The 21,124-nt window shown below is 46.5% G+C and carries 17 protein-coding genes and 1 pseudogene; 1 reads left to right on the forward strand and 17 read right to left on the reverse strand.

What is annotated here, in order from left to right; all coding sequences use genetic code 11:
- Positions 1–3: 3 nt before the first annotated feature.
- The 14 genes from H7A02_07700 to H7A02_07765 all read right to left on the reverse strand — a co-directional run bounded on the left by H7A02_07700 (position 4) and on the right by H7A02_07765 (position 14,194).
- On the reverse strand, positions 4–516 hold the full coding sequence (locus tag H7A02_07700; GenBank protein MCP5172130.1) for a hypothetical protein: 513 nt from the start codon (positions 514–516) through the stop codon (positions 4–6).
- Entirely contained in the window at positions 503–1,522 is a 1,020-nt protein-coding gene (locus tag H7A02_07705; protein ID MCP5172131.1) for a phosphotransferase family protein, read from the reverse strand. The genes H7A02_07700 and H7A02_07705 overlap by 14 nt, the downstream gene beginning before the upstream one ends.
- Positions 1,523–2,290 (reverse strand): SDR family oxidoreductase, encoded by a 768-nt coding sequence (locus H7A02_07710; GenBank protein MCP5172132.1) that lies wholly within the window; start codon positions 2,288–2,290, stop codon positions 1,523–1,525. It abuts the gene before it with no gap.
- Between the two features lie 61 nt (positions 2,291–2,351).
- Positions 2,352–3,161 (reverse strand): enoyl-CoA hydratase/isomerase family protein, encoded by an 810-nt coding sequence (locus H7A02_07715; protein MCP5172133.1) that lies wholly within the window; start codon positions 3,159–3,161, stop codon positions 2,352–2,354.
- A complete protein-coding gene (locus tag H7A02_07720; GenBank protein MCP5172134.1) occupies positions 3,161–4,828 on the reverse strand; it encodes an NAD(P)/FAD-dependent oxidoreductase in 1,668 nt (555 codons plus the stop codon). Before H7A02_07720 ends, H7A02_07715 begins: the two co-directional genes overlap by 1 nt.
- A gap of 524 nt (positions 4,829–5,352) precedes the next feature.
- Positions 5,353–6,090 carry a hypothetical protein gene (locus H7A02_07725; GenBank protein MCP5172135.1) on the reverse strand — a complete coding sequence of 246 codons (738 nt, stop codon included), beginning with the start codon at positions 6,088–6,090 and terminating at the stop codon, positions 5,353–5,355.
- 357 nt (positions 6,091–6,447) lie between these two features.
- Entirely contained in the window at positions 6,448–8,862 is a 2,415-nt protein-coding gene (locus H7A02_07730) for a TonB-dependent receptor (GenBank protein ID MCP5172136.1), read from the reverse strand.
- A 259-nt stretch (positions 8,863–9,121) separates the two neighbouring features.
- Entirely contained in the window at positions 9,122–9,388 is a 267-nt protein-coding gene (locus tag H7A02_07735; protein MCP5172137.1) for a cytochrome C oxidase subunit IV family protein, read from the reverse strand.
- Between the two features lie 4 nt (positions 9,389–9,392).
- Positions 9,393–9,986 (reverse strand): cytochrome c oxidase subunit 3, encoded by a 594-nt coding sequence (locus tag H7A02_07740; GenBank protein MCP5172138.1) that lies wholly within the window; start codon positions 9,984–9,986, stop codon positions 9,393–9,395.
- Between the two features lie 55 nt (positions 9,987–10,041).
- Entirely contained in the window at positions 10,042–10,788 is a 747-nt protein-coding gene (locus tag H7A02_07745; GenBank protein MCP5172139.1) for a glucose 1-dehydrogenase, read from the reverse strand.
- 27 nt (positions 10,789–10,815) lie between these two features.
- The gene (locus H7A02_07750) at positions 10,816–11,565 is read right to left on the reverse strand and encodes an enoyl-CoA hydratase/isomerase family protein (GenBank protein ID MCP5172140.1); all 750 of its coding nucleotides are present in this window, start codon (positions 11,563–11,565) and stop codon (positions 10,816–10,818) included.
- An 11-nt stretch (positions 11,566–11,576) separates the two neighbouring features.
- A complete protein-coding gene (locus H7A02_07755) occupies positions 11,577–12,524 on the reverse strand; it encodes a hypothetical protein (protein MCP5172141.1) in 948 nt (315 codons plus the stop codon).
- A 12-nt stretch (positions 12,525–12,536) separates the two neighbouring features.
- Positions 12,537–13,418, reverse strand: coding sequence for a cyclase family protein (locus H7A02_07760; protein ID MCP5172142.1), 882 nt, complete (start codon positions 13,416–13,418; stop codon positions 12,537–12,539).
- Positions 13,415–14,194: an enoyl-CoA hydratase/isomerase family protein gene (locus H7A02_07765; GenBank protein ID MCP5172143.1), complete on the reverse strand. Its 780-nt coding sequence runs from the start codon at positions 14,192–14,194 to the stop codon at positions 13,415–13,417. Before H7A02_07765 ends, H7A02_07760 begins: the two co-directional genes overlap by 4 nt.
- A 367-nt stretch (positions 14,195–14,561) precedes the next feature.
- Here H7A02_07765 and H7A02_07770 point away from each other — a divergent pair, with 367 nt between their 5' ends.
- Positions 14,562–15,212 carry a TetR/AcrR family transcriptional regulator gene (locus H7A02_07770; GenBank protein MCP5172144.1) on the forward strand — a complete coding sequence of 217 codons (651 nt, stop codon included), beginning with the start codon at positions 14,562–14,564 and terminating at the stop codon, positions 15,210–15,212.
- A 78-nt stretch (positions 15,213–15,290) separates the two neighbouring features.
- On the opposite strand, the gene H7A02_07775 is transcribed toward H7A02_07770, so the two are convergent.
- The 3 genes and pseudogenes from H7A02_07775 to H7A02_07785 form a co-directional block, all read right to left on the reverse strand.
- Positions 15,291–16,757 carry an aldehyde dehydrogenase gene (locus H7A02_07775; GenBank protein ID MCP5172145.1) on the reverse strand — a complete coding sequence of 489 codons (1,467 nt, stop codon included), beginning with the start codon at positions 16,755–16,757 and terminating at the stop codon, positions 15,291–15,293.
- 102 nt (positions 16,758–16,859) lie between these two features.
- A pseudogene (locus H7A02_07780) lies at positions 16,860–18,983 on the reverse strand (PQQ-dependent dehydrogenase, methanol/ethanol family).
- 119 nt (positions 18,984–19,102) lie between these two features.
- Positions 19,103–20,914: an NAD(P)/FAD-dependent oxidoreductase gene (locus H7A02_07785; GenBank protein MCP5172146.1), complete on the reverse strand. Its 1,812-nt coding sequence runs from the start codon at positions 20,912–20,914 to the stop codon at positions 19,103–19,105.
- Positions 20,915–21,124: the final 210 nt, after the last annotated feature.

Consider the following 21,124-nt stretch of genomic DNA (forward strand, 5'->3'; position numbering starts at 1 on the left):
TCTTTAATCTTTCTCAGTAATCAGCGGTTTATCACCGACATAGATAGCATCCCGCGCAACCATCCGGCGATATAGCTCATTCAGAGATCGCTCACAGGCGTTTTTTAATTTTTTGTCTGATTCAAACTTGTCCAGCTCCCCTTGAACCTCTTCAAGAAGATTTTGCAAAGCAAAATTTCTCTGTGCAGCAAGATTAAGTACAGGGTCATTAATACCTTTAACAACTTTGTTCACCTCAGGTATGGCTTTCAGCTGCTGTAATAAATCGTCAAAGCTTGTCTTATCCGTTGAGGCAACCAGCTTCTCCAACACATCAATCAATGTTTTTTCCAGATCAGTGTTATCTTGCTGAACATGCTGAGGAAACAGATCCCAGCTTCTTTCAAGCCTTTCAAGTAAATGCAGCGAGGCTTTCAGCTGCCGAAAAGCGGCCCCTTTCTCAAGCGCTGGTAAAACTTCGCTCTTCAAGCTCGAACGAAGGCTTTTTATTAATAGTCCTGGGTTAGGTAACAGCATGATTTGCCGCCTTGCTAAAACAGTCAATAAACTCAAAACAGAGTTCAAGACATTGAGGAACTTTTGCCGCACGATCGGCATGACGCATATTGGACGACTTCCCCTGTGCTACAGAGTTGGACGCCGTCAATGAGATAACAGCAAATTTAATTTCACTGAAAATTCGATAAAAAATGACGTTTTTCTGCCCGGGGTCAAATCCGTGTCGAGCGCTGTAAATACTGAGAAAGTCTCCCAATAACAGGAACCGGGAAGGGCTCCATAACTCCCTGTATATCCAGGCGATATCTTCTGCCGGATCACCAATGTGCGCCATTTCCCAATCGAGAATAGCGGTAATTTGGTCTCCTTGATAAAGAAAGTTTCCAGGCCTCAGGTCTCCATGTACCAGGCTCAACCGGGCAGGTTCCGGCAGGTTTCCCTTTAACCATGAAAAAAGAAAAACGATGGCCGGGTGAGGCTCCTGGCGGTTTTCCCTGAACGTGTTTTCCCACTGCAAGATCTGCCCTAAAACACTATTCTCTTCTGCGACCAAACCTGCCGATCGCCAATCAAAATTATGCAGGTCTGCTGTTTTTTCTGCCAGTTGAGTTGTTAACGCCTGAGACGAGCCATCTATATCCCTTAAAAACTTGACCGCATCGGCTTCCCCTTCTGCCCGCTCCATGACAATTGCAGGTGCTCCATTGATAAAACCATCTGCGTCCAATGCGATGGCGCCGGGCGTACTTATCCCCCGCCCGGTCAACGCTTGCAAAACAGAAAACTCAGCACAGGTATCAGAATCTACATGCCGACCCGGAACCTGACTCAATAAAATACAGGGTATTTGCGTAAGCTGGCCACCATGCTCAAAGGCAATATCCAACGACCAAGCCAGACGCGAATTGCCACCAAAGGCGCGCTGCAAATTCGTTACCACCAGATTTTCATACGCCGGATTAGCAGCCTTGATAACCAGTTCAACTCGGTTTACAAATTCCGGCTCAATTGCTTTCATATCCACTTATCTAAACCCGGCAGAAACCCGCAGTACCTCGCCGGAAATAGCATCCGATTGAGGCTCCAGAAAAAAAGCAAACCCCTCGGCTAAATCCTGTTTTGTCGCGAGATGCCCTAGAGCTGTGATCGCAATATGTCGATCTTCAAAGCCCTGACCGAAGGTTTCTTTCACTTTGTCGCTCTTGACCAACCCGGGAGCAATACAGTTGACACGAATACCCTTCGGGCCCAGTAACAAGCTCAACGTTTGAGTCAATGCAACAACAGCGGCCTTGGCCGGGTTATAAGCCAGATCACCCAACTCATGATGATTGGCAAACGCGGCCATTGACGCGGTATTAACTATTTTTCCGTAGCCTTGCTTCTCAAAATAAGGCTCCGCATGTTTGGACATCAGTAAAGCGGTATCAACATTCAAAGCGAATGTCTGATGGAAATAATCCAGGTCGGCGGCGGACAGAGGAATATCCATTGAAGCACCGTGAATATTGACCATTCCACCGGCAATATTAGCAATTCCATGAAGATCACCAAAAGTATCCAGGGCCATTTCAACAACCCCCTTGGCTGCCGCTTCGCCGGTAATATCAGCACGTATTATGGCCAGATTGCCAGGAAGCTCTCTGGTTCGATCAACTAAATTATCGAGGCGGCGCTGGCTAATATCGGTTCCCAGCACATTGGCGCCGGTTTTTAATAACCTTTCGGCAGTAGCTCCACCGATACCACCAGCAGCGCCGGTTACAATGTAAGTTCTTTTATTGCTTGTCATTTTTGATACTCGATTCAATTAAACATAAGACTTTTAGCTGACACAGCCTGAACCGGATGCTCTAAACATGAGACTCCGGATCAAAGTTTGATTTTCTTTTCTCTTTCAGAGCATCCAGCCCTTCTCTGGCTTCAGGGCCGGTAAAACCGAGAATGCCAAAAGCGAGGGAGGCCTCAAATGAGGGCCACGCCGAGCGAATCCAATTATTCAGTGCATGCTTTGTAAAACGAATGGCATCCGGAGCACCTTTTGACAGTCGCCCGGCAACCGATAATGCTTTTTCCATCACCTCTTCGGGTTCAACCGCCATACTGACCAAACCTATTCGCTCAGCCTCTTGACCGGTTAGCGGCTCGTTAAGCATCAAGTAATATTTCGACTTGGCCATACCCACCAGTAAAGGCCATATGGCGACAGCATGGTCGTCCGCTGCCACGCCTAACGAAGTATGCCCATCAACCAGTTTTGCGGTTTTACTGGCAATGGAAATATCTGCCAGTAATGCAACCGCCAGCCCACCGCCCGCCGCTGCGCCATTAATCGCAGAAACAACCGGCTTACCACAGCTCAACATGTTCTCGACCAGCTGTCGGCCATCCTTCCACATCTGCATACGGAATTGATGATCACTGATAATGCGATCAACCATGTCAAATTCACCACCGGCGGAGAAAGCTCTTCCCTCACCGGTAACAATAACGGCATTCACATTGGGGTCAGCATCAATCAACCGCCAGATCCCACCGAGATCATGATGCAACTCATAATCCATTGAATTCATCGCTCCTCTGCTGATAGTAATTCGGAGCACACGCTCAATCGGCCAGTCCAGTTTCAGGCTGGTGTAATCTGGATAAATCACGTCTGTCATCAGGCACCTCTAGCCATTTTTTGGTTGGCAGATGAAAAAGAAAAATTAGGGAAGGATTCGTCGGCTTCTTTGTCTATCTCGTTAAAATAGCCTTCAGCTCCACCAAAATAGAACAACACCGAATGGGGTTTGCCCGGAATATTTGCCCCCATAAACCAGGAACCAAGTGATGCGGCATCTCGCATTAATGTTGTATCCACCAAATCCTGCATGAGCTTGCCCCAGGCAGCAACAGCGTCAGGCTTTGCTTCAATAGAATCAAAGCCCTGCTCCTTCATGTATGTAATCGCTTTACCTATCCAGGTCATGGCCGCTTCGGTCACAGGCGGGACATTTGAAAACGGCGTCTGTGGCCCGGTAAGAATAAACATGTTAGGAAAACCATCTATCGCCATACCAAGATGGGTACGAGGACCATGCAACCAGCTCTCGGCGACCGTCTGTCCACCGCGCCCACGCACGTCAAGATTCATAAGCGGACCAGTAACGGCGTCGTAACCCATAGCAAAAATCAGAATATCGAAATCATGTTCACAATCACCGACGCGAACCCCATTCGGCAAAATTTCTTCAATAGGTGTTGTACTGACATCAACCAGCTCAACATTTGGCCGGTTAAAACACTCATAGTAGAAATTACAGACCGGGGGCCGCTTCAATGCGATAGGATAATAAGGACACAGAAGCTCGGCCGTTTCAGGGTTTTTAACAATACTGCGAATTTTTTTTCTCACAAATTCACAGGCCGCGGAGTTTGCACGCTCATTCGTGGTGATATCTGAAAATGTCTGAAAAATAAATCGAAATCCACCCGCTTCCCACCCCGCCTCAAAAATACGCTCCTGACCTTCGGCATCAACATCATCGAAAGCTACCGTCGCATCATCCATGGGAAATGCAAAAACCTGCTTTCGGGTTTGCTCGATAATGGCTTCGAAATTATTTTTCTTGAACTCGTTCTCGTAACTATCCACCGGATAATTACGACCAGGCATTACATAATTTGGTGTACGCTGAAAAATACTTACATGCTCAGCCGTGTTAGCAACTGCTGTTAAAATTTGTACAGCAGTCGAACCACTGCCAATGATACCAACACGCTTCCCGGTAAAATCCACATGCTCTTTTGGCCAGCGACTAGGCAAATACCATTCGCCTTCAAAACTGTCGATTCCTTTAAAATCCGGTTTGCACGGAACCTCGAACCATCCCATCGCACTGATAAAGTATGTACAGGTGTAAACTTCTCCCTGCTCTGTCACAACCGTCCAAAGATTATTATCTTCGTTGTAATGCGCAGATTTCACACGAGTATTGAACTGGATGTCTTTGCGCAAGTCCAAACGGTCCACCACGTAACTCATATACTCCTGAACCTGTTGCCAGCCCGGCATACGTTCCGGCCAATCCCAGTCGTCATTGAGCTCTTTAGAGAAGAAAAAACAATAACCCCAGGATTCAGTATCCGTGCGTGCACCAGGATAACGATTCCAATACCAGGTGCCGCCAACATCACTGCCCTGTTCAAAGACGGAAGCCGTTAAACCGAGCTTACGCATTTCGTAAGCAGCTCTAATACCGGCAAACCCCGCACCAATAATAATGGAGTCAAAATGCTGAACGGTTTTAGAACTATCAACCCCTGACTGGCTGGAAAGCGCAGACATAGTTATTCCCCTCTATTTGGTAAGACAAGCTTCTTAGCTTTGCAGTCAACAGGCACCAGTAGCTAGCACTCTGGCTGGTCAACGCGCCCATTAACCTCTAATTTTATTTGCGAGTAGTTGCTCGCAAATAAAATTAACAACATTTATGTTGCATGTCAACTTCTGCAAAAAAACCAAAAACCAAGTAAGCCAATGTTTTTTATAGTAATTTAAAATATCAATTTATAAAAAAGTGTAAATTTAGTCCTGAAATGAAAAAAAACACCTAATTAAGCGAGCTATTACTCTCTTTTATAAAAAATAATTAATAAAGAAATCGACGTTTACAACCAAAATAAGGAAAGGCATACCAAGAAATTTGTTTGGCCAAAAACCTGTTTCAGCCCAAATAAACGTGAAAGAACACCGATAGAACCGGTACCAGAAGAAAATAAATAATAGCTCTCAGATGAGAGTTGGGGGGATAAGAAAAAGGGCAAACCGTTAAACAACAGCTTGCCCTTTTATTGCAAAAAAGAACGAAATCAAGCGGGCTGAGTAACGTACTGTGCTCGCAACTCTGAACGCTGACGGTACAATTCTTTCAGCACGCAATAACTGTATACCGAGAAAAATGCAAAACCCCAAGTGCCAAAAACAATAAAGAAATTCCAGCTACCACCAACCGCAAAAGGCCCTGTTGGCACAAAAGCAATCAATGTTAATGGCAGGAATATCACACCAACTGCTACGGCTGCCCAACCTGCCCATGTTGGGAAGACTTTTTGCTCGTGATTAAATATTGTATAAAAACCAATGCCCAACAGCTGCATACCCGTGATCCAGTAAGTCATATCGTAGATATACCACGTGAAAGAATGCACCATTTTGATAACGTTAGGATCAACAACACCAACAAATGTCGCACAAGACAGCCAAATTGCCGGGCAGAATGCCAACAACCAGCCAGTTAAAATACCGCCGGCAAGCTCGAGGTTGCTAAAAACAGAGCTGCCCCCGTTCTGCACCATAATATCGGCAAGTACCATCGACCAGGCAACATAAAGAAGCCCAACAACAGTGCTGCCCGCCATACCAATCTTGATATGGTCATTGAACTTGCCGTAATACTCTGCGATCAATTCAGCACCGGTCATATCAACAAAATTCGGTGGCGGCGCGTTGTGACCAAAGCCAATCCAGAAAATCAAATAGGTAATAACAAAAACCGGCCCGCACCATGCAAAGCCGATAGTCAACGTATTTTTAGTTAACGGATTCATAATCCATACCTCTTATTTATTTTAAAAAAAATTTGTTCAAATTTTGAACTTTCTGCACGGAGTTACGCGCAAAACTCATAAAAATGGTGCCCTACACTGAACATGGCACCCTACCATACCAGCTTAAAAAAATGAGCAGGAGCTGCCACCATTAAGGTAACGCAAACCGTTGCAACTCCCTTATGCTCCAAAAGCCGGGCTAAAACAGCACCAGCTAGTAGGAAAAAGCCCTCCAAATCGCAGAGGGCATATAATCAATTCAACTTACGGTAACCAAAAGTGGCGAAATATTAAGTACTTAAAATTACACCACTTCCGTTACCAGGACTTCATTCATTGATCAGTAATTTAACTATTTTAGAAATTATAAGTAACCTGTAATCCCCAAGTGCGAGGCTCACCAATAATGGTAGCGTTGGTTGCTGTCACACCAGCTAATGGCAAACCGCCACGCTCATACTCTTCATCCGTGGCATTACGCAGGAAAGCAACAGCTGTAAAACCGGTTCCCGCTATATCTGCCAATGAAGCACGGAAATTAAGCAGCTCATAGCTATCCAACTCAGTGCCTGGGCCAATGGAATCATTCAAGTTACTAAAGTACGTATCATCATTACTGTAGTAATCACCACGGAAGGTCAAGTCACCAAGTCCATCCAGATGAGTCTGTGTCATGAAGTAGACAGACCACTGGTACTCAGGAGCATCTGCATATGGTCCAAACTCGAAGTTGTAACCCACCACATCACCCAGGGGCTTGGTAAATTCCGCATCAGTGTAGGCAAAAGCACCACCCACTTCCAACCAGTCCGTGAGGTCAAACTGAGCATCAATCTCAACCCCTTTCACTTCAGCTTCTTCCACATTACCGGTCAGGGAAGTGATCTGCAGGTACACAGTACGTTGCACATCTTCAATCACCTGCTTGTAAGCTGCAACGTTAATACGTGCCGGAATACCAGCGAGGTCACCCGAAAACTTCCATCCTGCCTCAATATCCTGGGCTTTTTCAGGTTTGAATGAATCTGGAACGATACCATTGGGTGTTACATTGATACTGGTCAGGTTAAAACCACCGGTGCGCCAGCTACCGCGATGCGCCAGGTAAACCATGTTTTCTTCATTGATACGATAATCCAATGAGATCAGCCAGCTGGGGCGATCAACCTTAATCGTCGAGCTTGGCGGTACCAAACCAAAATAGGCACTATCAGACTTATGCTGAATAGTCACTTCTTCCCACGTGTGACGACCACCAACAGTCAGATTCAACGCCTCAGTCAGTGCGTAAGTTGCCTGCGCAAACACCGACTTGGATTCGTCTTCCACTTCAGCATGATAGGTAAACTCCGGACCAAAAGGGTCAGTGGTGTAATCAGCAATAAATTTCAAAGGAATATTGTTTTCAAACTTCTCTTTGTAGTAATACACACCAGCAATGTAGCTCAGGTCACCACCAAACAAATCTCCAGATATCTGAAGCTCATCGGAAAACTGATCATAGTTATACTGGTAGCCATTACCAAAAGCACCGGTATCTGTTTCGTTACCCATTTTCAGCAACATGAAAGGAGAACCGTCCACATCCGTAGACTGAAAAGACTCGTTAACGTTATAACCAATAATATTTTTCAACGTCATTGAATCACTGATTTCAAACACCGTTGTATTGGTAAACAATTTTTGATTAATAACGCTGTCATTGGATTCATTATTAATCACTTCGTCATAGTCAAGCTGGGCATTTGCCGCGTCAACATAACTGCCGAAGCCGGTAAAGCCCATTTGCTGACCAAGCTCCAGTAATCTGGGGTTATCATCAAGCGCCCCGGGTGCCAACAGAACACCTTCAGGGTATAAAAAAGAAGCAAACAGCAAATCACCTACGTCAATACTGGGATTATTGGGGTTCGGCTCACCTTGTGCACAAACTCCGCCCACAATGGATAAACACTCATAGGCATTACGCACTTTCAAGCCTTCGGTTTTCCCACGATGTTCTGCGTAATAACCCATAAAATGGTTTTGCAACCGATCGCCATTAAAAGACAAACTCAGACGCACGTTTTCGGTATCGTCCTCTGCCAGCTCATCGCCGTTGTAGAGGTTGTCCTGCCAGCCATCACGGGTTCGACGCAGCCCCGACACCCTCATCGCCAGCTCATCCGTCAACGGAATATTAACCGCACCTTCAAACTCCCTCGCATCAAAACTGCCAATACCTGCAGTGACATAACCGCCAAACTCATTTTCAGGCCTTTTCGCCTGATAAAGCACCGCTCCACCAGTAGCGTTACGACCAAACAGGGTTCCCTGAGGGCCTTTCAGCACCTGAATCGACTCCATATCGAAGAATGAACTGGCCGAAACGCCGGTCGTTTGAACTTCATTGACGTAAGCCAGTACTGCGGGCTGTGAATTGGAAAATGAGTCAACCGTCTGCCCACGAAGAGAATAATTCAGCTGATTAGACGAGTTAGTGACTCTAACCTGCAGACCCGGTGTGCTCACTTGTAAATCAGCTTCTGTATCTATACCCCGTTGCTTGATTTGCTCTGCTCCAAAAGCTGACACCGCAATAGGAACATCCTGCAAACTTTCTTCCTTGCGACGGGCAGTGACAACCACCTCATCAATAGACCGCTTTGCTCCGGCTTCACCCTCTTCAGCGTGTGCCAACTGAGCACCGACAATCCCCGAAATAGCGACTGACAGGGAAGACAACAACAAACCACTTTTCAATAATGATTGGTGTGTTTTCTTAGTATCCATTTATAACTTACCCCTCTAATTATTATTCACGTGCACAAGCGAACGTCATGCTGAAAAAACAATAGCATCGTTAATATTTTGTGTCAACATAAGTGTTGTATAATTGAAAACAAAAAAATACACTATAACTATCTGTTATATATAGCTTTTAAAAAAATAAAAACATAATAAACAATAGGCTGCTAACTTATTCTACATGAATGTTTTATGCAGATAGCACGAAGGAGAGGGATATAAACAAAGGCTGGCGAATCAGCACTCAAAAATAGACATACTTAAAAGCCCCAATCATCAAGAGAACTAACAATATCCAGATATGATAGAAGTTTCTAAAAATATGGTTTGCCCGGAATATTTCCATATAGGAAACACCGATCAAATATACTTTTGCAGAGGACAAAATAATGACGATATAGATAGCAACGTCGGTGAGGTTTTCCTCCACTAACACCCAAGTCAACAGTGTAACAACGACCAGCAGCGCCCAAACCAGTATCGCATTATCAATCAGCTTGTGAAGAGTCATAGCCTCACCTCAACAAATACAAAACAAGAAATAGGTAAATCCACAACAAATCAACCATGTGCCAGTAAATACCAATGCTTTCAGCTGTGCTAATCGTTCGTTTATCAGCCCCGCTTTTTAACCAGTTAAAAACCATTAGCAATGCAATTAGCCCACCAATCACATGACAGAAATGAATAAAGGTTAAAAGGAAATAGAACGTAAAAAACGTGTTCTCAACGAGGCTAATACCGGCAGAAAACTTTTCGTAGTACTCATATAACTTAAATGCAACAAACAGCAATCCAAATAACATCGAACCCGCAAGTAACAAACGAGCCTTCGCAGCACAGGACCCCATTGCCCTCAAGCTCTGAACTAATAACCAGGAACTGGTTATCAGAATAATGGTGTTTACAAACCCAATCGTCGCATTCAGCGACTGTTGAGACTGGCCAAAAAGGTCGGGGGCCGCGACTTTTTCTGTCAGAAACACAAGAAAAAACAAACTGAATATTGCCAGATCAATACCAACAAATATCCAGACCCCCTTATTAGCAAAAGAGACTAATGGTCGGTCTGAATATTGCTCCGCGCCAGGTGTGGAGTTTTGTTGCATAAGTATTCCCTAACAACTCACGGATAAACCGCGGCCACTAAACTTCATCACAGCATCAATGGGCTAGCATGCCGCCATCAATAATCTGTTCCGTTCCGGTAATAAAGGAGGACTCGTCAGAAGCTAGGAATACAACCAAGCTAGAAACTTCAGATGGTTCAGCAAGCCTCGACAGGGGAATCATGGAAGTAGCCTTGCCCCCGGTGTCATTGGTTGCCGCCGCCATCATCGGTGTTTTGATAAAGCCGGGATGCACAGAATTAACCCGAATATTCTTGGGGCCATACTCAATCGCCACTTGCTTGGTCATTCCACGAACAGCAAATTTGCTGGCCACATAAGCAATGTTAGGCGCACCATAAACAGCAGCGATACCAGCAATAGAAGAAACATTAATAATAGAACCACCACCGGCCTTTTCCATGGATGGAAGCACTGCCTGCATACCCAGAAAAACCCCCAGCTGGTTGACATCACAGACTTTCTGAAACTCATCTTCGGAGGTCCCTTGGATATCCGCAACCGGGCCAAGTAATCCGGCATTACTTACCAGCACGTTTATCGTTCCGAACTTCGCCTCACCCTGCTCAACCACCTTTGCCCAATCTTGGGCAGATGCCACATTGTGTTTAATAAACAATGCGTTTTCACCAAGCTCGTCAGCCAGCGCTTGACCGTCCTTATCATTAATATCGGTCATGATGACTTTCGCACCTTCCTCAACCATCATTTTCACATGAGCAGCGCCCATGCCTTGCGAAGCTCCAGTAACAATTGCTACCTTTCCAGACAAACGCCCCATTTCAGTCTCCTCAATTTAAGTATTAAGTTATTTTTTGTTCTTTAAAAAACCGGTAAAACCTTCCAGAGCATCATCCCGCTGATACCCTTCTAAAGTGACCTCAGATTCCCAGGCGAATGCTTCATCCAGCGGCATATTAAATCCCTGGTAAGCCAGCTCTTTGGTTTTTTGCACAGCCCAGGGACTATAGCTGGCAATGGTTGTAGCCCAACCCATGGCATGAGCCAACACCTGGTCATCATCCACAACCGCTTGTGCCAGACCGATTTCGGCAGCTTCTTCGCCACCGACATATTTAGACAGTAACAGCAACTCCAAAGCTTTGCTCATGCCGATCAATCGCGTCAGGCGTTGCGACTGCTGGGCGCCTTGTACGGCACCACGCCGCAAACCTGACAAGCCAATCGTTGAGCTTCTGCCCACCACTCGAAGATCGCAAGCCAACGCAAGCGCAAATCCACCACCTACCGCATAACCATTAATGGCTGCAATAAACGGCTTCCAGATTGGCCACGGACGGGGGATCGGCGGCAAGGGTTCGGCACCTGGGCCGAATACACCTTTATCGGCATAAGCATCAATATCGCCACCGGAAGAGAACGCCTTGTCGCCCGCACCAGTAATAACAGCCACCCTGATATCATCATCTTTGATGATTTTCTCGTAGGCTTTCTCAAGCCCTTCACGCATTGGGGGGTCTACTGCATTGCGTTTTTTCTGATTATCGAGAACGATAAGTGCAATATGATCTTCAACACTAAAATGTACTTCACCCATAATTCATTCCACTAATTAACATCAGCACTAGCAGCGGATGAAATCAATCCCGCCCGTTGTATTTTGCTAAACAAGTGTCGACCAATCACCTTTTCTGTTAGCTCGCCAACGTCCAAAAAACGCTCCAAATTCACACCGGTATCGAAACCCATTCGGTTAAGCACACTCACTAAGTCTTCGCTCACAACGTTGCCACTGGCCCCAACGTCGCCTTGCTCTACCGAAGTTGGCTCACCCCCAAGTCCTCCCAGGCAACCATCAACAGCTGTTACTCCGGCATCTATGGCCGCGAGAGTATTGGCAATTCCACACCCCCGGTTATCGTGAAAGTGGGCAATAAAATTAGTGTCCGGCCATTCCTTGATTAAAAGGCCAAACAACGTCGAAACTCTCGCCGGATCAGCCATGCCGGTAGTGTCCCCCAACATAATCGAATTAACACCGACACTTTTTAACCAGGCAACGTGAGAGAGCACTGTGTCCGGCGCAATTTCGCCGTCAAGAGGACAACCCCACGCTGTTGCAACGCAGACCATGGGATTGATTCCAGCAGAACCTAACACCTCTACAATGGCTTTCAACCGCTCTTTGTGTGTCGCATGATCACAACGTAAATTCGCAATATTATGTTTTTCACTGGCGGACAGGGGCATGCCGCAAGTTGTTATTTTTCTGATGTTGTTATGTGCTTCAACGACCCGCTCGGCACCCTTAATATTCACAGTCAACACCCGGATTTCGGCAGTGCCCTGAAAACCGGCCAACAGGTCTTCGGCATCGGCAAACTGTGGAACGATATGCGACGGCACAAAAGAGGTGAGATCTATTTCAGCAGCGCCTGACTGGTCAATGGCATTTGCCAGGGCGAGCTTGTCAGCGGTTGACAGCACGGTTGGCCAGCCCTGAATACCATCTCTTAGCAGCAGCTCGCAGAATTTAATTTTCCTCGAGGGATTCATAACACAGCCCAACTACAGAACGACAACCGGGTTAATGGGGCTTCCAACACCACCGACAATCGGCAGAGGAGAAACCACAAACATAAATTCCGAGCGGCCTGTTGTCGCTAACTGCTCGAAATCGAGCAATTCCATAAACACCACCCCTCGGTTGCGCATGAGCTCTACATGCATAGGGGCCGCATTGCATTTCAAAGGCGAAGGACCGAATTCCACCGCTATGTTATCCGCACCAATAAGTGCAAAACCTTGCTCATCTATCCACTGTGCACACTCGGGGTTCAAACCTGCCCACTTCTGCACGGTAGCCTCCCCTTCACGCCAGCGCTTAAGCCAGCCTGTTCGAATCAGCAAGGCATCGCCTTCTTCCGCGTGAAGCTCTCTACGAGCAAACTCTGCTTTTAATTCATCAAGACTGATAGAGTGATCATCCGACTGGCTAACACCATCAGGGCCAGCAAAATCAAGAAATAGCCCCCGAGTAACAATAGGCCCCATTTTGTCGATACCGCACTTTTTGGCACCCTTGCTAGTAACGGTGTTGGAGGAGTAGCCATTCCACATTCTGCCGCCCGCCCATATATGAGACAGCGCATCCATGTGTGTCGTACCATGGGTAGGTAACATGATCACATCATCGGCAAAACCAAATCCCTTTTCTTTGTGGCCCGCAGCATAGTCACCGCCATCACGTGTCATGTAATGCTGTGGTTTCGAGCGCATACCAAAAGCGGGTCCAGAGGAGCTGAGAGGCACAGCCAACGACAAAACTTCACCGCTAATGGATGCTGCGATGCCTCGTTTTGTAGCCAAAGGGGTAACCCGATTCGCCGCACCTCGTTCGTCATCTTCACCCCATTTCCCCCAATTAACACCTAACTGCTCCTGCTTCATTCTTCTGATTCCCATTTAGGTTTACGTTTCTCGGCAAATGCCGACATACCTTCCTTCGCATCAGGAAAAGAAGAGTTAACAGATAAAGCCGCTTCCAGCATTTTCAGTTTTGGTTCCATATCTGCGTTGAGCACGGTGTAAAACGCAGATCGCCCAAAAGCAACCGACTGCGGGGCAGCAGCTTTTAATTCATCAACAAGCTCGTCAATTGTTGGGTCCAGCATTTCCGGGGCAACCAGATCCGACACAAAGCCGAGTTTATGGCCCTCTTCGGCTGAAATCCTGCGACCCGTCAGCATCAGTCTCAATGCAGTTTTCGGCGATAGCGAATGCAACAAGGGAATGGTGATCATGTAAGGCCACAGCCCGACTTTCACTTCCGGAATACCAAACTGAGCATTGTCACTGGCAACAACAAAATCGCATGCTAACGCAAGCCCCATACCGCCCGCTAAACAATAACCCTGAACTCTGGCAATAGTTGGCTTACCCAGCTCCCACATGGTTCGGAATAACATCGCCAGTTTGGCTTTGCCGTAATGGGCCTCATAAGCATTGGCATCGGCATTCATCCACTTCAGATCCCCCCCCGCACAAAAGGCTTTGTCACCAGCACCAGCCAGAACAACAACACGAACTCTCGCATCCTGCTTGGCCTTGTTCATGCTGCTTATCAATTCATCAAAAACTTCATCTGATAATGCATTCCGCTGCTCAGGGCGATTGATTGTTATCCTTGCCGCGCCTCTGGTAACTTCGTATTCAACAACACTCATAAACTTCCTCAAGACTTCGATTACATATACTCGGACATTAACAAGGTTAGACCCCACTGAAAAACTTTATTATCAGACTGATCGCCAATATTTCCATTTTCAACCAGTATAACTTTTCCTTGATTTTTATCAACATGCGTGTTGTTTTTTATGCAAGGTACCTATATGGTCTAACTATTACAGACTTAAAAAGTTAAATTCTTTGAGACGAACAGGCTTTTTTCCTCGACAACGAGCAGAATATGACACAGGAAGGCAAAACCTCTAAAATGCCTCATCGCAAAATATGGCAAAACCGCCATACATTTCTGTTTATCTGAACCATAAAAAGCTGAATGTTTAAATGCAAAAAAAGGATCGCCAATAAATGAGCAAGCTAAAATCACGACGCGACGCACGCGCAGCATCAGCTAACACGCTTTACACTGACAGAAAAGCCCTAATCTTGAAAGCCGCTGGCAATGTGTTTTACCGCAAGGGTTTTCTGGCCACCAAACTCAGCGATATTGCAGAAGAAGCCAACATGGATAGAGCCAGCCTCTATTACTACGTGGGATCAAAACAGGATTTGTTTGAAAACATCTTCTCTACCGCCGTGACAGATAACATCAAAGACGCTAAAGCTGTAGAAAGTGAAGATATTTCTTCACTCGAGAAAATTGCAAAATTGATTGAATTGCTAATGACGTCCTTTGAAGAAAAATACCCGTTTTTCTACATTCTTGTTCAGGAAGACTTGAAAAAAATCAGCCAAATAAACGATCCAAAAAATGAGAAGTGGCTCGCTACCAACAAACAACTTTCAAAGGAATACTTTGAGATTGTAAAACGGATGATTTCCAAGGGAATTGAGGACGGCGAAATTCAATCGACGCTCCCTCCGGCCCTTATTGCTCACAGCATTATTGGAATGGTAAATTCATCATCCAACTGGTTCTTACCGAACGGTATTATGACCGCCAAAGAAATTGGTGCCGGAATGGCAAAAATGATTACCCACGGTCTGAATAGTAAATAAACTATTAGCCAAACAATGATCAGTAATCACTGCGAGCAGATCTAAAAAATATCGATGTTTTACACGCCGAAGCGCTGGTTAATCCAGCGCTCCTTTTGGCACAATTATCGATTTAATTTCGACATAAGCATCAAGCCCTTCATCTCCACACTCTCTTCCGACACCAGACATTTTCATACCACCAAAGGGTGCCGCCATATCCAGCGTATGGATGTTCACGCCCAGCGAACCGGCACGAATTTTCTGAGCTACAGCCAGACCACGCCTGGGATTTGAAGTCCACACACTGCCAGCAAGGCCGTACTCGGAATCATTTGCGATGGCTAACGCTTCTTCTTCGTCTTTGTAAGCGATCAGACAAAACACTGGGCCGAATATCTCTTCCCGTGCAATTCGCATGGAGTTTCTCACGTTCGTGAATATTGTTTTTTCGACGTAAAAGCCTTTATCAAAACCTTCCGGAACTCCACCACCAAGGGCAACCGTTGCCCCCTCTTCCACGCCGAGCTTAAGGTATGACAACACCCTGTCCTGGTGGCGCTTTCCTGCCAACGGTCCGACAAAAGTTTCCAAATCCATTGGATCACCCAACGGCATGGCATCAAACGCAGCAATGATTCCCTCACTTAGTTCTTCGTAGCGGCTTTCAGGCAGTAGAATACGAGTCGGCGCACTACACGCCTGACCGTTTAAAAAAGCCATGGTGGGAGCCAGCACCGCCAGAGCCGAATCAAGATCCACATCATCGAGAAGGATTGCCGCTGACTTACCACCCAACTCCAATGTGTACCGAGTCATACTGTCTGCACATATCTGACCAACTCTTCTACCCGCCAGAGTACTGCCTGTTAACGAGGCCTTGTCGATGCCCGGATGTTTGATCAGGTATTCACTCACCCCCCTGTCCGCAGGCACAATATTGAGAACACCTGCGGGCAAACCTGCAGCGATAAAAGCATCGGCCAAGCCACAAAAAGACAGAGCAGCATCCTCCGAAGGTTTCAGCACAGAGGTACAACCCGCCATTAATGCTGGCGCCAGTTTGAGTGCAGTGACAATTTGAGGGCCATTCCAGGGAACAACTGCAACCACAACACCAACCGGCTCGCGCTCCACCAGAATTTCAAAATCTGTATTCAGGGCATCGTAGGTATCCCGACGTTCTGACCACCGATAAGAAGACGCATGTTTCGCGTAATATTCCCAGATGTCTACTGCCCTGGGCACCTGCACAGCAAGTGATTGACCAATAGTGGAACCCATTTCACAGGTCAGAGTAAAAGCCATGTCATCAGATATTTCTCGCAGATTTTCCATCGCTTTAAGAATAATTTCTGCGCGAGCCTCGACACTCATTCCAGGCCAAGGACCTCTATCAAAAGCTTCGCGAGCAGCGGCAACAGCATCATCCATATCGGCTTCCACCGCCGCAGGAACTCTACCAACCTCTTCCCCTGTTGCGGGGTTTATACCGACAATCCACTCATCACCATGCGAAGGCACCCATTTGCCGCCAATAAACAGTTTGTCTTTCAGATCTATCATTTTCAGGTGTTCAACACCTTCAATTCCTGTCTCAAACTTCACCTTAATACCCCTTGTTGATTTTGCATCGCTTTAAACGCTGGATTCTGCCCAAATTTGTCGTTAATCGATCACTCACACGACACGCTACTCGGCAGCCAATGCTCTTTCCGCTTTAGAGCGGATGTAATGTTGCAACGCGACAATATCTTCATCTGTCAGTTCTTTGAAATTAGGCATGCCCTGATCACGCAACAACCCGTCCCGTAATACACTGGTGAGAGCTTCTTTTGACAAGACAATCGCAGACGACCTGAGGTCCGGAGCATTACCGCCGGAAACAGCCCCAGGGCCATGACAGAGAAAGCAAGTGCCATTGAAAACTTTCACGCCCCGCTCGACTTTGGTTTCGTCAACGACAAAGTCTTCAGCAGGTAATGGCGCCTCAGGCTCCAGCCTACCCCCTTGAGGAAGCGTGGTATCACCGTCCAGCGCGAACACCATTAAGCGCTTTGGTTGCTGTCGTGGGTGAACCCGAATATGCCCCGCATTTGCATTGGCAGGGGGGCCCGTCAAACCTGTAGTAACTGCGAAATACTGTCGACCATTAGCCATAAAAGTAATTGGCGGCGCGACACTCGGGGCACCAAGGTCGAAAGACCAAAGCTGCTCACCCGTAAGCGCATCACGCGCTACGAACTTACCATCAACCTGATTCTGAAAAACCAGATTACTGGACGTAGAAATAACACCACCATTGACTACATACGGAGTTTTCACTACCCAGGCAGCCTTCTGAGTAGCAGGGTTCCAGGCCGTTAATCGGCTTTCACCAAATTCATCCGTAGGTTCCAAATCAAAGGCAGAGCTCACTCCGGTATTCATTTCAATATAAGGAGTAGATTTCCAGGACTTACGATTAATTCCCTGATCATCGTAATAACCGGGCAGCTCAACAACCGGGATATAAACCAACTTAGTCTTAGGACTGTAAGACATGGGTAGCCAAGAATGCGCACCAAAACCGCCAGGCCAGATGAAGAACCCTTTATCAACATAACGCGCTTCTGGAACCTCAACAGGACGCCCCGTTACCAGGTCAATTTTCTCGGCCCAGTTAACCTTGGCGATGGGCTCTGCGGAAATTAACTCGCCCGACACTCGGTCAATAACGTAGAAAAAACCGTTCTTTGGAGCCTGCATAACAACTTTACGCAGTTCACCCTTAATTTCTATATCTGCTAACACCATTTCATTGGCAGCATTATAGTCCCACATCTCTGCTGGGTTAATTTGATAGTGCCAGACGTATTCACCAGTATCGGCATCCAATGCAACAATAGAACACAGAAACAGATTATCGCCACCTTCCGGGCTGCGAATTCTCCAGTTCCAAGGAGCCCCGTTACCAGTACCCAGGTAAATTCGGTTTAACTCTTTATCGTAGGTCATGGCATTCCACACTGTGCCCCCGCCACCGTGCTTCCACCACTCGCCAGTCCATGTTTCTGCTGCCATTTTCATGGCATCGTTTTCAAAACCTTCCGCAGGGTTGCCCGGAACCGTGTGAAAACGCCATAATTGCTCACCGGTTTTTGCATCATAGGTAGTCACATAACCCCGCACCGGACCGTAATCGGCGCCACCATGACCAATAATCACTTTTCCGTTGAAGTAACGTGGTGGCCCGGTAATCGAACGGTGATCATCCGGCTCAACTGTCATTTGACTCCAGATCAACTTTCCAGTCTTGGCATCTAATGCCAGCAATCTGCCATCAACAGTCCCCCAGAAAATCTTGCCTTCAGCATAAGTAATACCACGAGAGCCCCAGCCAAGCCGCATTTTAGACCCACCCACTTTGGCGACTTCAGGGTCATACTTCCACAACAGCTCTCCTGTTTCAGCCTCAACAGCATGAATAACGGAAAGCCCGGCAGAGAGATAAATAATGCCGTTAGCCGCTACCGGAGCCGAAACAACATAGGGGTAATTAGAAAGGTCAAACGTGGAAACCAACCCAAGTCGATCAATATTTTCAGCATTGACCTGATCGATTTCTACATACCGCTGCTCATCAGAGTTAAACCCTATCCCGGGCCAGTCGACCGACGAATCGGCAGCCTCTACATGCTCAACACTACCATTGCCCGATTCTTCTGATGGAGAGCACGCCAAAAGCGTCATAACAATTACAAAGGCCGACGATAGAACCGATAGTCGCCCAACAGCGGTTAACTGTTTCATTCAATCACCCCGATAAAATTGATTATTGTTATAAGCAAAAAAACCACTCTGACAACCATAAGATTGTCAGAGTAGTTCGTACGCTTAGATTATCGTTCTAGTGCTACCTGCAAGCACTTCTACTGCAACTTAATATCCCGTAATTCGGCGGTTAACAAAATTGCCAGATAACGAGAGAATACACGGGCATCAATCAGTGCCCCACCCATAATCCAGAAGTTTTCCTGAGCCGTATGCCGATACATATTCTTCATCATAAACTGATCGTCGAAGCCCCAGACAGAGCCAACTTTATCAGCCACGCCATCACCCATGATAGCGCGCACGTTTTCCTGCATATTCTTAAATCCGGTACACATAATGACCGCGTCATACTCATTAACGGAACCATCCTTCATCAACAGTCCATTTTCAACAAAGTGCTCACTGTTATTGGTGTGTACCATCTTAATTCGTCCATCAATGATCATCTGAGAGCAACCAACGTCAATGTAATACCCCCCTTCTCCGCGAAGATACATCATGTGAAAGCCCGTATTGTCAGACCCGTACCAGGTTTCCATACCCGCTGCATTTAGCCCTGCCAGCATTTCTTTGTCGTTTTCAGCGGCGCGCTTGCACATGTGCTGATAGGTATCCACAAGCACATCGTAAGGAACAGATGCCGCCATCAGGTCGATATCCTCTACATTCAGCCCTTCATGAAAAATTCGATACACGGCTGTCGCTGTAGGCTCCAGGCTTACCACACAAGTGGGGCTACGCTGCAACATATGCACTTCACCAGTACCATTAACCACCAGGTCCTGAGCGACATCATGGCCACTATTACCCGTTCCTACTACCAACACCTTCTTGCCTTTGTATTTAGCACCGGTTGTAAACTCGGCCGAGTGAATTACTTCACCTTTGAAGTTTTCAATACCCTCCATATGTGGAATTTTGGGAATTGATCCGCTAACACCAGTAGAGAACACAACGTGTTTACAATTAATCTCCCGCAAAGTGCCACCAGGCTTCTCAAGTGTAACCGTCCACTTCTTGCTCGATTCATCAAAGGAGGCACCCACCACTTTAGTGCTATTCCAGACATTACACTCCATAGAAGTTGCGTAACTTTCCAGCCAGTCGGCTAACTGATCTTTAGACAACCAGATAGGAAAGGATGGAGGGAAGGGAATAAATGGAAAGTGATTAGCCACTGATTCATTGTGTAATGTCAGCGAGTGGTAACGCTTGCGCCAGGTATCACCAACGTTATCCTCCTTTTCTACAACAAGAGTATCTACGCCCATCAACCCAAGCCGTGAAGCCAAAATAAGACCGCAATGCCCGCCACCAACAATCAACACTTCCGGGTCGCGATCTGCAAAACTCTTCTTCGCTTCTCGTACTTCTTTCCAGTTTTCGGTGATCTTATATTGAGAAAACTCATCACCTATGGGACGGCGGTCATTGATACGCTCTTCAAATCCCTTCAATTCTTGTAGAGACGTGAGTATTGACCAGGCTTTAGGGTTACGAGCGTCTTCAGGGTTAAATAACAACCGCACAAACCCAGAGCCTTTGCCTAACCGGGTATCAAAATCAAAATAACCTTCGATTACTTGCCTACCGCCACGCTTATGTAATCGGGGAGCCGCCCTTCCTGCGGCCAAACGGACATCACCAGCACCAACCTTGGGAAGCTGTTCATTCAAACATGACCGAATTTCATCGTGTCCAACAAAGACCGGATAACTCCATGTAAATGAAAGCAGATCTTTCCAATGACAATTCGCATCTGAAAGAGCGATCAACGAATCGACATCACCACCTTCCAAAGCAGCTCCAAACTGCTTTAACCAAGTGGCAAAAATTTCATCAACATTTGTATCCTCTGTAGATACTGCCCCGTCATTAATGGCCTTTGCTTGCGGTTGAGCTGACATAATTATTCTCCCGTCTTTCTGCTTGCATTTCGAATGCGCGCTTATTGCTGGCAAACCCGTTTCAATATTCTTCGATAGAAAATGACTTACGAGAGCCTTCATTGATTACCGTAGTATTCTTGACGAGCAAAATTACCACCTAAACTAAATATCGTCAACATAAGTGTTGTATTTTATTGATTTTGATTAACTAGAGATAACTTTATGTGC

This window comes from Pseudomonadales bacterium (genome assembly GCA_024234435.1).
In the GTDB taxonomy this organism is placed as follows: domain Bacteria; phylum Pseudomonadota; class Gammaproteobacteria; order Pseudomonadales; family Porticoccaceae; genus JACKOF01.

Bases quoted from the DNA above. Each gene is read 5' to 3' on its own strand.
- H7A02_07700 (MCP5172130.1), bottom strand. From the start codon at position 516: ATGCTGTTACCTAACCCAGGACTATTAATAAAAAGCCTTCGTTCGAGC.
- H7A02_07710 (MCP5172132.1), bottom strand. From the start codon at position 2,290: ATGACAAGCAATAAAAGAACTTACATTGTAACCGGCGCTGCTGGTGGT.
- H7A02_07715 (MCP5172133.1), bottom strand. From the start codon at position 3,161: ATGACAGACGTGATTTATCCAGATTACACCAGCCTGAAACTGGACTGG.
- H7A02_07720 (MCP5172134.1), bottom strand. From the start codon at position 4,828: ATGTCTGCGCTTTCCAGCCAGTCAGGGGTTGATAGTTCTAAAACCGTT.
- H7A02_07725 (MCP5172135.1), bottom strand. From the start codon at position 6,090: ATGAATCCGTTAACTAAAAATACGTTGACTATCGGCTTTGCATGGTGC.
- H7A02_07730 (MCP5172136.1), bottom strand. From the start codon at position 8,862: ATGGATACTAAGAAAACACACCAATCATTATTGAAAAGTGGTTTGTTG.
- H7A02_07735 (MCP5172137.1), bottom strand. From the start codon at position 9,388: ATGACTCTTCACAAGCTGATTGATAATGCGATACTGGTTTGGGCGCTG.
- H7A02_07740 (MCP5172138.1), bottom strand. From the start codon at position 9,986: ATGCAACAAAACTCCACACCTGGCGCGGAGCAATATTCAGACCGACCA.
- H7A02_07745 (MCP5172139.1), bottom strand. From the start codon at position 10,788: ATGGGGCGTTTGTCTGGAAAGGTAGCAATTGTTACTGGAGCTTCGCAA.
- H7A02_07750 (MCP5172140.1), bottom strand. From the start codon at position 11,565: ATGGGTGAAGTACATTTTAGTGTTGAAGATCATATTGCACTTATCGTT.
- H7A02_07755 (MCP5172141.1), bottom strand. From the start codon at position 12,524: ATGAATCCCTCGAGGAAAATTAAATTCTGCGAGCTGCTGCTAAGAGAT.
- H7A02_07760 (MCP5172142.1), bottom strand. From the start codon at position 13,418: ATGAAGCAGGAGCAGTTAGGTGTTAATTGGGGGAAATGGGGTGAAGAT.
- H7A02_07765 (MCP5172143.1), bottom strand. From the start codon at position 14,194: ATGAGTGTTGTTGAATACGAAGTTACCAGAGGCGCGGCAAGGATAACA.
- H7A02_07770 (MCP5172144.1), top strand. From the start codon at position 14,562: ATGAGCAAGCTAAAATCACGACGCGACGCACGCGCAGCATCAGCTAAC.
- H7A02_07775 (MCP5172145.1), bottom strand. From the start codon at position 16,757: ATGATAGATCTGAAAGACAAACTGTTTATTGGCGGCAAATGGGTGCCT.
- H7A02_07785 (MCP5172146.1), bottom strand. From the start codon at position 20,914: ATGTCAGCTCAACCGCAAGCAAAGGCCATTAATGACGGGGCAGTATCT.